The organism is Sagittula marina (genome assembly GCF_014196795.1).
GTDB classification, from domain to species: domain Bacteria; phylum Pseudomonadota; class Alphaproteobacteria; order Rhodobacterales; family Rhodobacteraceae; genus Sagittula; species Sagittula marina.
On the sequence record NZ_JACIEJ010000015.1, the window covers coordinates 23,468 to 36,120 of the forward strand.

The following is a 12,653-nucleotide window of genomic DNA, read 5'->3' on the forward strand; positions in this document are numbered from 1 at the left end:
AGATATGTATGACGTCATCGTTGTAGGCGGCGGCCCGTCGGGCGCCACGGCGGCTGAGGATCTGGCGCGGTCGGGGCACAAGGTTGCGCTGCTGGACCGGGCCGGACGGATAAAGCCCTGTGGCGGCGCGATTCCCCCCCGGCTTGTCACCGATTTCCACATCCCGGAGGTGCAGATCGTCGCGCGCATGACGTCGGCGCGCATGATTTCGCCCAGCGGTCGCAAGGTCGACATCCCGATCAATGGTGGGTTCATCGGAATGGTCGACCGCGACCGTTTCGACTCGTTCTTGCGTAAGCGGGCTGTAGAGGCCGGGGCAACCCTGCTGACCGGCACCTATCGACGGATCGAGCGCGACGAAAAAGGCGTCCGCGTCGTCTATCGCGACAAGGGCTGCGGGACCGAGAGGGCGGTCGCGGCGCACCTGGTGATCGGCGCGGATGGCGCGCGGTCCAATGTTGCCCGCGATGAAGTGCCCGGCGGCGATACCATTCCCTACGTCATCGCCTACCACGAGATCATCGAAGCGCCCGAGCCTACCGCGGAATACGATCCGACGCGCGCCGACGTGATCTATGACAGCCGTATATCCCCGGATTTTTACGGCTGGGTGTTTCCGCATGGCGGAAACGCGAGTGTCGGCATGGGCTCACTGGTGCGCGAAGTGAACGTCAAGAAGGCCACCGCCGATCTGCGCGCCTCGGCCGGGTTGACCGACTGCGTAACCCTGCGCCGAGAAGGCGCGCCGATCCCGCTGAAACCGCTGGACCGTTGGGACAATGGCCGCGATGTCGTGCTGGCAGGCGATGCGGCGGGCGTCGTCGCGCCCAGCTCTGGCGAAGGCATCTATTATGCCATGGTCGGTGGGCAGGTCGCCGCTGCCGCCTGTGCCGCCTGCCTTGCTTCGGGGCGGGTGCGCGACCTGCGGCTCGCCCGGCAGCTGTTCATGCGCGAACACAAGACGGTGTTTCGGGTTCTTGCCTCGATGCAAAGAGCATATTACCGCAGTGACGAACGGCGGGAACGCTTTGTGTCTTTGTGCCATGATGTGGATGTGCAGAGACTGACCTTCGAGGCCTATATGAACAAGAAACTGGTCCACGCCCGGCCGATGGCGCATCTTAAGATCGGATTGAAGAATCTGGCCCACCTGACGCGACTGGTGCCCGTGGAACACATATGACTTCGCTGATTCCCACTTGGGTCGATGGCAATCTGGTCGCCATCGACAAGCTGGAGGCGCACCAACGCGGCTTGCTGCACAAGGCGGTGTCCGTGTTTGTGATGTGCGGCAACGACGTGCTGATTCAGCGCCGGGCCATGGGTAAATATCATACGCCGGGGTTATGGGCCAACACCTGCTGCACCCATCCGCATTGGTCCGAGGATCCCAAGGAGTGCGCCATGCGCCGACTTCGAGAGGAGCTGGGGATCACCGGGCTGAGGCTGGATCACAAGGATCAGCTGACCTATCGCGCCGACGTGGGCAATGGCCTGATCGAACACGAGCGCGTCGATTTATACGTGGCCCGCGTCCCGTCGCACATCGCCGTGGACCCGAACCCCCAAGAGGTCATGCAGACCGATTGGGTAGACATGGACCTGTTGGTCCGGCGGGTGCGCGCGCGGCCCGCGCAGTACACGCCCTGGCTGAGGATCTACCTTGCAGAGCACGCGGCCCGGATTTTCGCCTGATCGGTCCCTACGACCCGCTATCAGTTTGCGCGATCCAGTCGAAGATGCGGCGGGTGACCAGGGCGGGATCTTCTTCATGTGCGAGGTGACCCAATGCGCCCAACGATTGCAAGGTGGCGTGGGGCAGGGCGCGAACAGCCTTTGCCGACACCTGCGGGGCGACGGCGCTGTCCTTGTCGCCGGTCAGTAACAGGCAAGGCGCATTGATCTGCGGCAGCGCGTCCAGCAATGGCCCCACATCCCATTGCGACATCATCTGCAAAACCCCATCGACATGGTCGCGGTCAGATACCAAGCGACCATACAAAGCCAAGCCGTCGGGTGGCAGTTGCGACCCAGTGCCTTCGATCAGGCGGCGCGCGCGCGCGGTCGGATTGCCCCCAGCGGTAAAGGCCAGCGCGGTCAGCGGTGTCAGGGAAAGGACTTTTGCGAGCAACGGAAACAGCCAGCTTGCCACGCCATCAAATCGACCGAGGGCCGCGTTGATCCCGACTATGCGCGGGCTGTTTGGCAGGATTCGCGACAGGTGCAGCGCAATCGCTGCCCCGGCGGAATGTCCGATGATCACCGAGGGAGCCCAGCCCTGATCCTGACACAGGAGCGCAATGTCCTGTGCCATAGGCACCAGCCCGCAGCGGTTGCGCGGGCCGAGTTTGGTAAACCCTTGTCCGGGCAAGTCCAATGCCACGACGTGATACTTTTGTTCCAATGGCGGGATCATGTCCCGCCATGTGTGGGTCGAGGCGCCCGCCCCGTGCAGCAGCAAGAGCGTCGGACGGTCACGCTCGGATCCGGCTTCTTGCACATGCCACTGATGTGGACGGCAGCGGACCCGGCGAGAGAGTTCCGACATCGGCCAAGTTGGCAGGGCGCGGTTCCAGTCCATAGGATTACCGGGTCAGCGCCGCATCCGCCGCCGCCGAGATGCGAGACGCATCGGCGCGGGGCAGAGGCAGGTATTGCGCGTTCAACCAACCGGCCAAGGCCGCGCTTTCGGGACCTGGGCGGGGTGCGATGTCAATGACAACCGAAGGTAGCCGCAGGCCGGACAGCAGGCGCGCTATTGTCTGTGCATCCTCGCGGGCCTGCGTGCGTCCGGGCGCTCCGTCCAGGCCGATATTGCCGCGCCCGTCGGTGAGAAAAGCAATGCTGGGGCTGAGGCCAACACGCTGGCCGTGCAGCGCCATGTCGAATGCCGCCCGCAGCCCTGATGCCAGCGGCGTGCCGCCGCCTCCGGGAAGGGCCGTCAGCCGACGTTTGGCCTGCACAAGAGAGCGTGTCGGTGGCAAAAGGACCTCGGCACCCGAGCCGCGAAAGGCGACAAGCGCCACCTGATCCCGCTTGGCATAGGCTTGCGCAAGCAGCATCTCGATTGCGCCCTTTGCCTCGGCCATGCGGGACAATGCGGCGGACCCCGACGCATCGACCGCAAAAATCAGCAGCCGGTCAGAGCGATCCTCGAACCGTCGCAAGCGGATGTCGGCGGGCAGGATGATCAGCTGTGGGTGGCTTTCTCGTGCTTTTCGGCGGAGAGTTTGCCAAGGGGCGGCCGCGCGTAGCGTAGCAATGACGTCGATGCGGGCGCGCCCGTCGATGCGGCCGGGGCGCGATGGAAGCGGCCGTCCGCGCCGGTTGGCTTGGCGTTTGAACCCCGCCCCGCTGCCGGCAGCGTGGCTGCCGCGTGGCTGGCTGCTGCGTTCGAGGCGCATCAGCAGGTCCGCAGGGAGGCAGGCGGCGACGGCCTGGACGAGCAAATCGTCGGGGATCTGCCCCGTGTCAGACGCGACACTGTCCGCGTCCGTATCTGCGGGGTCAGGCGGGGCGTCGTGATCGGGGTCTGGGTCTGGCCTCTCATCGTCTTCGGGGATCTGGGTCGCAAGCGGGGCATAAATCAGCTGCGCAGCCTCGCGCAGGTGGTCCTGCGTTGTGTTGTCCTTGCCGTCCAAAGCGGCCAATGCCCGAGCGCAGCGCAGCGCAAACATTGGTGCACGTGCGCCGTCTATTCCAAAACGTGCGGCCAGCAGCACCAGTTGCGTCAGGTCATCGCTAGGGGTTTGCACCCGATCCAAGTGACGGCGCGCACTGTCCAGATCGGCGGGCGCTGGCAGGCGAATCGCGGCGTCAGCGGGGCGCACCGCGGACAGGTCAGCGAAAAATGCCAGCCTGTCGGACAGGCTGGCTGGCGCGGTTTCCTCCGGCTCGGCGCCTTCGTCCAGCAAGACGATGCAATGGCCGCGACCTGAGTCCAGTAGTTGCGACAGCCGCGCGGCAAGTGCGGCGGGTGTGCGCTCTGCCATGGGCAGGACCAGCGCGCAAGGTGTCTCGGCCAGGCCAGGATCTCGGATCATATGCCCCGCCGCCAGCGAGGCCGCCACGTTCAATCCGCCAAACAGCTGTGCGTCATCCAGCCCGGGATGAATGCGGCGCAGGGGTAAGGGCAGGCCGGGCAGGGCGCCTTCCAGCCTTTGGCGCACGGGGCCGGGACGGGCGCGCACAACCATGCCACCGAGTCCGGCAGGGTCTACCATCAGCGCCGACAGCGCTCGCAGCGCCCGGTCCCAGTCCGAGGAGTGGGCGGTTGGCGCAGTGTTGATCATGGCAGGGTGTCGGCCACGGTGCGGGCGACCCGGGCAGAGGAGCCGGCATCGTCCAGTGGATCACGTCGCAACCGGTGGCTGAGCGCAAGCGGGGCGATGTCTCGAAGGTGCGCGCGATCAATCCGGCCGGCGCCGCGCAGGGCGGCCAGCGCGCGCGCCGCGCGCAGCAGAGTCAATTCGCCGCGCAGGCCGTCTGCCCCAAGCGCGAGACTGAGGTGGGCGCAATCGTGCAAAATCTCGTCGGAAGTTTCGACCTGCGGCAAGGCCGCGCGGGCGGCAAGGATCGCATCGCGCAAAGTGGCATCCTCGGCTTGCCATTTCGCCATGAAAGCCGCGTGATCGCGGTCATAGGCGTCGCGCCGGCGGATCACTTCGACCCGTTCCTCGACGGTGTTGGGGGATGCCACCTCGACAGACAGTCCGAAGCGGTCGAGCAGCTGCGGACGCAGCTCTCCCTCTTCGGGATTGCCGGACCCGACCAGCACGAACCGCGCGGCGTGGCGGATCGACAGGCCCTCGCGTTCTACGGTGTTGATGCCGGACTGCGCAACATCAAGCAGCAAGTCGACGATGTGATCCTCGAGCAGGTTGACCTCATCTATATAAAGGTATCCGCGATTGGCGCGGGCAAGCAGACCGGGCTCAAAGGACTTCTCGCCGTGGGCCAGTGCGCGTTCGATATCCAGCGCGCCGGTCACGCGGTCTTCCGTCACTCCCAGCGGCAGATCGACAACCGGGGTTGGGCGCTCCGTCGTGGTATGATCAGTGACATTGGCCCAAACCGGGCAATCCTGGGGAGCTTCGGAATTGACCGGGCAGCCCTGTACCACAGTGATTGGCGGCAGCAGCGCGGCCAGCGCGCGCACGGCGGTGGATTTCCCTGTTCCGCGATCCCCGAACACAAGAACACCACCCAGGCCGGGGTCGATGGCCGTCAGGATCATGGCGGTTTTCATCTGGTCTTGGCCAACGATTGCGGAAAACGGGAAGGGGTTGGTCATGAGGTTGTTCCGAAAGCATTGAGAGGGGATCTGCCCATCCATGTGCCCCTATCCCCGAGTATGCGGAAGCGGGCATATAGCTCTTCACGGAACCAGTCGCCGTCCCGCACGGCGCGGATGGCCGACGCATGCGGACCGCTTTCACGTGCGAAACGCGCCATGGATGAGGTGTCGGGCCAGATCGAAAAGGTGATTTGGTGCAGCAAGGGGACTTCGCCGATCCCGATCTTGAAAAGAGCGTCGGGATTTTGGCTGATCATTGCGCTGATGTCAGGAACGCGCTGCCAGAACCGGATGGCACGCGCAGGGCGCACGGTGGCACGGGTCAGCGCGGCGATGGGCCCGGATTTTGCGCCAGATTCCGGGGAAGAAACGATCGGAGTGGCGCTGAACGGATTGTGCCCCGACCACGCGCCGCGCACAGAGATCGGCGTCAGGAAGACTGTCCAGCTTTCGTCAGCGCGCGCGTGGTAGGCGCGAAACACTGGCGTCGCGTCAGTCTGGTGCCGCGCCGTATCCAGATCGGGCCAAGTGGCGAGGATCGCGTAGACGCCGGTGTTCGGGACGGGTGTGAACCCCTCACCAGTACCAGAGCCACAAAGCTTCCAGAAGCCAATGCCAACGGTACGACGCAGGCCCCGCCGGGCCACGCCCATCATGGCAAAGGCCCAGAGCCGCGAAGTCCCCTTGGGAAAGTGAAAAAAGCTGAGGCTGACGACTTGTATCGAACTTCTCCCCAAAAGCGCGTTATGTCTAATCAGCTTTACATGTTCGAGGTCATTGGAAAAGAGAAGAATTTCAGATTGTCAATTAAACATTACACATGTAGGATTGGGGAATGTTGACAGGCGTAGATCCCGTACAAAAGGCAGAAGCCCTCTTGGGGCCGCGCCCTCATGCCGTGGTGATCGGCGCGGGGCTGGGTGGCCTTGCATCGGCTATGCGACTGGGTGCCAAAGGCTACCGCGTCACGGTTCTGGACCGCCTGGACAGTCCAGGCGGGCGCGGGTCTGCGATCACTCAGGGTGGACACCGTTTTGATCTAGGGCCCACCATCGTAACCGTCCCTCAACTGTTTGAGGATCTTTGGGCGGCCTGCGGAAAACGGTTCGAAGAGGCCGTCGATCTGCGCGCCCTGGACCCATACTACGAAATCCGTTGGCCCGACGGAAGCAACTTTACCGTGCGCCAAGACGAGGCCGCCATGCTGGCCGAGGTCGAGCGTCTGTCGCCCGATGACGTAAAAGGCTACATTGTATTTCTAAGGGACAGCGAACGGCGGTATCACGTCGGTTTCGAGGATTTGGGGCGTCGCCCGATGCATCGCGTCGGCGATCTGCTGAAGGCGCTCCCGAAATTTGTGCTGTTGCGGGCTGACCGATCCATTGCCACCCACGCCGCGGGCTGCGTTAAGGATGCTCGGCTGCGCATGGCACTGTCTTTCCATCCTTTGTTCATCGGCGGCAATCCGTTTAGCGTCACCTCGATCTATGCGCTGGTCAGCCACTTGGAGAAGGCCTTTGGCGTGCACTATGCCATGGGCGGGGTCGAGGCGATCGCCAAGGCGATGGCCGACGTAATCACCGACCAAGGCGGGCTGATCCGGCAGAAATCCGAGGTTGACGAGATCCGCATCACTGATGGCCGGGCGCGTGGCGTGACCCTGACGAGCGGCGAAATGATCGACGCCGATATCACCGTTTCGAATGCCGATGCGGGCCACACCTATGACCGGCTGTTGCGCAACCACAAAAGGCGTCGCTGGACCGCGCCGCGCCTGAAACGCACGCGTTGGTCTATGGGGTTGTTTGTCTGGTACTTCGGGACCAAGGGCACGCGGGACAAGTGGCAGGACGTGGGCCATCACACGATCCTGAACGGGCCGCGCTACCAAGGATTGTTGCAGGACATATTCCAAAAGGGAAAGCTGTCCGAGGACATGAGCCTGTACATCCATCGTCCCACAGTGACCGACCCCAGTGCCGCGCCAGAGGGTGACGATACGTTTTACGCCCTCAGCCCGGTGCCGCATCTGGGCCACGATAACCCAGTCGACTGGGCGCGTATGGGCGAAGTCTATCGTCAAAAAGTGCAGGCCGTTCTGGAACGCGACGTGCTGCCTGGCTTGGGCGCGCATCTGACAGAGCAGCTGGTGTTCACGCCCGAGACCTTCCGGGACCGGTATCTGAGCCCCCACGGGGCAGGGTTCTCGATCGAGCCGCGCATCCTGCAAAGCGCCTATTTCCGCCCGCACAATGTGAGCGAAGAGGCCGAGGGGCTGTTTCTCGTCGGTGCGGGCACGCACCCCGGCGCTGGCCTGCCCGGAGTGATCGGCAGCGCCGAAGTTCTGGACCAACTGGTCCCTCACGCAAAAATGGCAGGACAAGAATGATTGCACCAAAGGATCTGGAGCACTGCGTCGAGTCGATCCGCCATGGGTCGCGGTCGTTTCACGCGGCCTCCCGGCTGTTGCCCGCGCGCGTGCGCAACCCGGCGTTGGCGCTTTATGCCTTTTGCCGTTTGGCGGACGACGCGGTCGATTTGCAATCGGCCAAGGGCGATGCGGTGCTGCGGCTGCATGACAGGCTGGACAAGGCCTATGCCGGACGCCCGAAGGATGCCCCGGCCGATCGGGCCTTTGCCGCGATCATTGAGGAATTCGAGATGCCCCGTGCATTGCCCGAGGCTCTGCTGGAGGGTTTGGCCTGGGACGCGATGGAACGGCGGTACGACGATCTTTCGGGTTTGCGCGCCTATTCGGCGCGCGTGGCTTCTGCTGTGGGCGCAATGATGTGTGTGTTGATGCGGGTGCGCGACCGGGATGCATTGGCGCGTGCCTGCGATCTGGGCGTGGCCATGCAATTGACCAACATCGCGCGCGACGTGGGCGAGGATGCCCGTGAAGGGCGGCTTTATCTACCGCTGGATTGGTTGGCAGAGGCCGGGATTGATCCGGACGCGTTTCTGAAAGCGCCCGCCATGACGCCGGACCTGGGCCGTGTCGTGCGGCGTTTGCTGCGCGAAGTGCAGGGCCTGTACCATCGGTCCGAGGCGGGGATCGCAGCCTTGCCGCTGGGCGCTCGTCCAGGGATTTACGCCGCGCGGTTCATCTATGCCGGGATCGGTCAACAGGTGGCGCGCCAAGGCTATGACTCCATCACGCGGCGCGCCCGCACCAACAAGGCGCAAAAGCTGGGCTGGCTGGCGTTGTCGATCCTGCGGACCGGAGCGACGCTCGCCTTGCCAAGGTCGTCAGTCATTCACGCGCGACCGGTGCCGGAAACCGCCTTTCTGATCACGGCCACGGCGGATCACCGGCAGGTTCCGCATTGGAGCGACGGGCTGAACGCGACGCTGGAAATTCTGCACACCCGCGAAGAAGAGCGCCGCGCGGCATTGATGTCTTCCGCACACGGCTTAAGATAAAAAACATGTTCTGGATTCTCTTTGGCATCTTTTTGGCGTCTTGTCTGGCGGTCGGCGCAACCGGCGGGTTGTTCCCGCCCGGCTCTTGGTATGACCGTCTGGCAAAGCCGTCATGGACCCCTCCCAACTGGCTGTTTCCGGTGGCTTGGACGACGCTTTACCTGTGCATGTCCTTTGCAGGGGCGCGGGCGGCGATGGCGCCGGATAACGTAGTCGCGTTGGCGTTATGGTCTTTGCAGATCGCGCTGAACGGGCTTTGGACGCCGGTCTTTTTCGGCCTTCACCGAATGAAAGCAGGGCTGATTGTCCTTAGCGGACTTTGGATAGCTGTCGCGGCGTGCCTTGTGGCGCTGTGGGAGGTGGACCAGATCGCTGGGATGCTGTTTGCGCCTTACCTGACATGGGTCACAGTTGCTTGGGCGTTGAACTTTTCTGTATGGCGGCTGAACCCGGACCAACCCGCAGAAAGCACTGCCTGACCTCTCAATCGAAGGACCAATGCGCCCGGCGCGGAACGCGCATCGCCAGCATTGGCTTCAGCAGTGGTATGCGGAACCGGCGCAGGTCGAGCGCCTCGTGCACGCCAGTGGTGGCTATGCCGTCCAGACAGGTTTGCACAGCACTGCGGCTGTAGAACGGCGCGTCCAGCATGTTTTGCACCTGACGTGGCCTGAAGCCCGCATCGGCGCGGGTCTCCCGGCGGACTTGCCACAAGGACCGGGGTAGGGGCGCCTTGGGCGGGGCCGTGATGGCTGTCGCGCTGCCGTCACGGCTGAATCGAAACGCCGCCGCCAGCACGGATCCGTCGCGACGGGTTGCATCGTAGAAACAGGTACTGCCCTGTGACGTGGGGAACCGCCCCCATGTCCAGTAGTCGAAATCTTGCTCCAGCGCGCGCGTGCCGAAATTTGCGTCGAAGTATCCGTGCCCCTGCCAACGCCAGCCGGGCGCATCCAAGTCCACGTCGATTTCGCAGGTCGGCGCGAAGGGCCGCCAGACATGCGTGCCGTCTGGCGTCAGAGGCAGTTCAACACCGGTCAGCGCCGCGGGCATTACGGTGATCTGCCCGCGCACCCGCGACACCACAGGGGGGGCGCTGATTTCGTTGATGTCGATCACCAACCGGTCGCCCTGCCAATGCAGTGACGACGGCCCGACGGTCAGGCTGTGCCGGGTCTGGCGCAGCGCTGCACTGCCACGATCTGTCATGGAGAACCGCCCGCCGGGGCCATAAGTGGCGACGTTGATGCAGACGTGATTGTCCGGTTGCCGTCGCCCGGACCAGCCATACCAAGGCGAGAACACCGACCCTATGAACGCGATGACGCTGACGGCGCGGGTTCCGCAGGCGCTGAGTCCGTCGACATACCACCAGGCGTAGCCATTCGGCGGGACATGGAGGTCAAAGTTGGGTCCGCCAAGATCGCCTCGACCGCGTGCCTCGCGGAGAGGATCGCCATCGGCACACCCGCCCCCGGATGCGCCCCGCCGCCCGCCAGGTACAGTCCCTGCACCGCGGTTCGGGCCGTAGGGCGCTGAAAGGCCGCCATCAGGCCGTGCGGGCTCTGCCCGTAGAGTGATCCTTGAGAGTCCGGAAACAGTTGGTCGAAGCCCGTCGGGGTCGTCAGCGCCTCTGGTCCCGGTTCCGGATCGAAGGAAAGACCATGACGCCGCAGCGTCTGAAAAGTGCGAGTGTGGCATTGAGCGAACTCCTGATCGGGCGCGGGCAGGGGCGGAGCGTTGGCGATGATTTCGAATCGCTCTACATTTGGTGGCGGGGTGGTGTCGCCGCGGTCCATCGCACAGATGTACAGCGTCGGGTCTGAAACCAGTGCGCCCCGGGCGAGGTCGTCGAATTCAGATTGGCCGCTGTTGCGGAAGAACACATTGTGATGCGCGAGGTCTGGGCCTTCAGCGCGGGCGGCAAAGGCCCAGACCTGCGCCGACAGGCTACGTGCAACACTGCGTGTTTGGGAGGCGATGGAGGTGACTTGACCTCCCAGCGCGCCGGTGGCGAGCGCGCGCGGGTCGCCGTTGAACACCACAACACCCGCCTTGATACGGCTGCCGTCTGCCAGCAGAACCCCGGTGGCGCGCCCCGCTGTCTGGGTGATTTCCGAGACATGCGAATTGTACACGAACTGGCCGCCACGCGCGATACACAGCGTTTCCAGCGTCCGCGCCAGATGATGCATACCGCCGTGGATCTTCCACACTCCCGACAGTTCGGCCTGCCAGATCAGCGCCAGCAGGGCAGGCACCTGATCGGGCGCGCCGCCGACATAGGTCGCATAGCGCCCGAACAATTGTGCCAGCCTCGGATCGTCAAAGCTGTTCTCAAGCAACGTCGCCAAGGATGAGAACGGCGCCATGCGGGCAATCAAATTGGGGCTGCGCAGGCAGTTCAGCGCCAAGGCCAGTCGCGACGGCGCGGCGGTCTGCATCATCGGCCCGTTGAAGCTGGAAAACAGCACGCGGGCTCTGTCGGAGAAAGCCAAAAACTGTTGCGCCGCCCGGTTCCCCGCAAAGCGACGTATGGAGGCAAGATTGAGCGCAAGACGATCGTACAGATCCAGGCAGCTGCCATCCGGCCAGAAATGCCGCGCGATCAGGTGTTGCCTATGCAGGGTCAGGTGGTCGTCGAGCGCTTCGCCGACGTCGGCGAACAGCTCATCAATGATTGGGCGCATCGTCAACACGGTAGGGCCGGCGTCGACCGGCCCTGCATCGGACGGCAGGCAACGCATCTTGCCGCCGGGGGTGGCTTGGCGTTCCAGGACCGTCACTGCAAACCCCGCCTGAGCCAGCCGAACGGCTGCGGCCAGCCCGCCTATGCCAGCACCGATTACAAGGGCAGTTTGTCCGGATCCCGGACCTCGTGGGGCAGATGTCATTTCGAAATTATTGACTCGGCCTGACGAAGTGTCCATTAATATTTACACAATGAAGGGTAAATTTATAATTACATAGCTGCAATCGGGGAGACTGCGATGCCTTTGTCCAAACGGATCGAAACGGCGATGGGACAGGCGCTGAGTTTGTCGCAAGACCCCTTGGCGCCGCGGAAACTGGCCAGTGCGCTGCACTATGCCACGTCGCCGGGCGGCGCGCGCATTCGCCCGACGATTCTGCTTTCGGTGGCGATGTCCTGTGGTGATGACCGACCGGCCCTGGCCAGTTCTGCGGCGGCGGCGTTGGAGTTGATCCATTGCGCCAGCCTCGTTCACGACGACTTGCCGTGTTTCGATAATGCGGACTTGCGGCGCGGAAAGCCTTCTTTGCATCGCGCCTATTCCGAACCGTTGGCGGTGCTGGCCGGCGATAGTCTGATCATCTTGGCGTTCGAGGTTCTGGCCCGCGCAATCCCCGACCACCCCGACCGCGCTGCGCAGCTGTTGCTGTCGCTGACACATCGGTCAGGAATGCCGGGCGGGATCTGCGCCGGGCAGGGCTGGGAAAGCGAGGCCAAAATCGACCTTAGCGCATACCATCGGTCGAAAACCGCCGCGCTGTTCATCGCCGCAACCGAAATGGGCGCGATCGCCGCTGGGCACGCGCCCGAGGAATGGCACGACCTTGGCGCGCTGATCGGCGAGGCCTTTCAGGTCGCCGACGACCTTCGCGACGCGCTGCTGGACGAACAGACCTTGGGCAAGCCGACCGGTCAGGACGATCTGCACGGCCGACCCAACGCGGTGGCACAACTGGGGGTGAAGGGCGCGCTGGACCGGTTGTCGCAAATCCTTGCAGGAGCAATCGCGTCGATTCCGTCGTGTCCCGGAGAGGCGGCTCTGGCCCGCATGGTCAGTCACCAAGCGGAAAAGATAATGCCGTCGGTGCCCGCAAAATATCGGGTCTGAGAAGGTGGTCTCGACAAGCGGGCCAAGGGCGTCTGGCGCTTGGCTTCCCCGTCTGATTGCGCGGCCCGGCTTCC

At 63.9% G+C, this 12,653-nt stretch carries 12 protein-coding genes; 6 read left to right on the top strand and 6 right to left on the bottom strand.

Annotated elements, in window-relative coordinates:
• The first annotated feature begins 4 nt into the window (after nucleotides 1–4).
• Nucleotides 5–1,183, top strand: a complete 1,179-nt coding sequence (locus GGQ68_RS21340) for a geranylgeranyl diphosphate reductase (RefSeq protein WP_183969576.1) — start codon at nucleotides 5–7, stop codon at nucleotides 1,181–1,183.
• Nucleotides 1,180–1,695 carry an isopentenyl-diphosphate Delta-isomerase gene (gene idi, locus GGQ68_RS21345; RefSeq protein WP_183969578.1) on the top strand — a complete coding sequence of 172 codons (516 nt, stop codon included), beginning with the start codon at nucleotides 1,180–1,182 and terminating at the stop codon, nucleotides 1,693–1,695. Before GGQ68_RS21340 ends, idi begins: the two co-directional genes overlap by 4 nt.
• A 7-nt stretch (nucleotides 1,696–1,702) precedes the next feature.
• Here the strand turns inward: idi and bchO are convergent, their stop codons facing one another.
• From bchO to crtA, 4 genes are read right to left on the bottom strand one after another with little or no spacing between them, the layout of a single operon-like run.
• Nucleotides 1,703–2,581, bottom strand: a complete 879-nt coding sequence (gene bchO / locus GGQ68_RS21350; RefSeq protein WP_183969580.1) for an alpha/beta fold hydrolase BchO — start codon at nucleotides 2,579–2,581, stop codon at nucleotides 1,703–1,705.
• A gap of 4 nt (nucleotides 2,582–2,585) precedes the next feature.
• Complete coding sequence (locus tag GGQ68_RS21355) at nucleotides 2,586–4,292, bottom strand: magnesium chelatase subunit D (protein WP_183969582.1); 1,707 nt, start codon at nucleotides 4,290–4,292, stop codon at nucleotides 2,586–2,588.
• Nucleotides 4,289–5,293 (bottom strand): magnesium chelatase ATPase subunit I, encoded by a 1,005-nt coding sequence (gene bchI, locus GGQ68_RS21360; protein ID WP_183969584.1) that lies wholly within the window; start codon nucleotides 5,291–5,293, stop codon nucleotides 4,289–4,291. Before bchI ends, GGQ68_RS21355 begins: the two co-directional genes overlap by 4 nt.
• Nucleotides 5,290–6,018 carry a spheroidene monooxygenase gene (crtA, locus tag GGQ68_RS21365; protein WP_344717046.1) on the bottom strand — a complete coding sequence of 243 codons (729 nt, stop codon included), beginning with the start codon at nucleotides 6,016–6,018 and terminating at the stop codon, nucleotides 5,290–5,292. The genes bchI and crtA overlap by 4 nt, the downstream gene beginning before the upstream one ends.
• A 116-nt stretch (nucleotides 6,019–6,134) precedes the next feature.
• On the opposite strand from crtA, the gene GGQ68_RS21370 reads away from it, so the two are divergent.
• Genes GGQ68_RS21370 through tspO form a run of 3 tightly spaced genes read left to right on the top strand, consistent with a single transcriptional unit; the run spans nucleotide 6,135 to nucleotide 9,198 of the window.
• On the top strand, nucleotides 6,135–7,685 hold the full coding sequence (locus tag GGQ68_RS21370) for a phytoene desaturase (protein WP_425502995.1): 1,551 nt from the start codon (nucleotides 6,135–6,137) through the stop codon (nucleotides 7,683–7,685).
• Nucleotides 7,682–8,719 (top strand): 15-cis-phytoene synthase, encoded by a 1,038-nt coding sequence (gene crtB / locus GGQ68_RS21375; RefSeq protein ID WP_183969590.1) that lies wholly within the window; start codon nucleotides 7,682–7,684, stop codon nucleotides 8,717–8,719. The genes GGQ68_RS21370 and crtB overlap by 4 nt, the downstream gene beginning before the upstream one ends.
• Nucleotides 8,720–8,724: 5 nt before the next feature.
• Nucleotides 8,725–9,198: a tryptophan-rich sensory protein TspO gene (gene tspO / locus GGQ68_RS21380; protein ID WP_183969592.1), complete on the top strand. Its 474-nt coding sequence runs from the start codon at nucleotides 8,725–8,727 to the stop codon at nucleotides 9,196–9,198.
• 4 nt (nucleotides 9,199–9,202) lie between these two features.
• Here tspO and crtC read toward each other — a convergent pair whose 3' ends face one another.
• Nucleotides 9,203–10,024, bottom strand: a complete 822-nt coding sequence (gene crtC / locus GGQ68_RS21385; RefSeq protein ID WP_343056033.1) for a carotenoid 1,2-hydratase — start codon at nucleotides 10,022–10,024, stop codon at nucleotides 9,203–9,205.
• A 5-nt stretch (nucleotides 10,025–10,029) separates the two neighbouring features.
• Nucleotides 10,030–11,613, bottom strand: coding sequence for a 1-hydroxycarotenoid 3,4-desaturase CrtD (gene crtD, locus GGQ68_RS21390; protein WP_183969594.1), 1,584 nt, complete (start codon nucleotides 11,611–11,613; stop codon nucleotides 10,030–10,032).
• Between the two features lie 96 nt (nucleotides 11,614–11,709).
• Between crtD and GGQ68_RS21395 the strand changes: the two genes are divergently transcribed.
• A complete protein-coding gene (locus tag GGQ68_RS21395; protein ID WP_183969596.1) occupies nucleotides 11,710–12,579 on the top strand; it encodes a polyprenyl synthetase family protein in 870 nt (289 codons plus the stop codon).
• Nucleotides 12,580–12,653 lie beyond the last annotated feature (74 nt).

Coding starts and splice junctions, on each gene's coding strand:
- GGQ68_RS21340 (WP_183969576.1), top strand. CDS start 5: ATGTATGACGTCATCGTTGTAGGCGGCGGCCCGTCGGGCGCCACGGCG.
- idi (WP_183969578.1), top strand. CDS start 1,180: ATGACTTCGCTGATTCCCACTTGGGTCGATGGCAATCTGGTCGCCATC.
- bchO (WP_183969580.1), bottom strand. CDS start 2,581: ATGGACTGGAACCGCGCCCTGCCAACTTGGCCGATGTCGGAACTCTCT.
- GGQ68_RS21355 (WP_183969582.1), bottom strand. CDS start 4,292: ATGATCAACACTGCGCCAACCGCCCACTCCTCGGACTGGGACCGGGCG.
- bchI (WP_183969584.1), bottom strand. CDS start 5,293: ATGACCAACCCCTTCCCGTTTTCCGCAATCGTTGGCCAAGACCAGATG.
- crtB (WP_183969590.1), top strand. CDS start 7,682: ATGATTGCACCAAAGGATCTGGAGCACTGCGTCGAGTCGATCCGCCAT.
- tspO (WP_183969592.1), top strand. CDS start 8,725: ATGTTCTGGATTCTCTTTGGCATCTTTTTGGCGTCTTGTCTGGCGGTC.
- crtD (WP_183969594.1), bottom strand. CDS start 11,613: ATGACATCTGCCCCACGAGGTCCGGGATCCGGACAAACTGCCCTTGTA.
- GGQ68_RS21395 (WP_183969596.1), top strand. CDS start 11,710: ATGCCTTTGTCCAAACGGATCGAAACGGCGATGGGACAGGCGCTGAGT.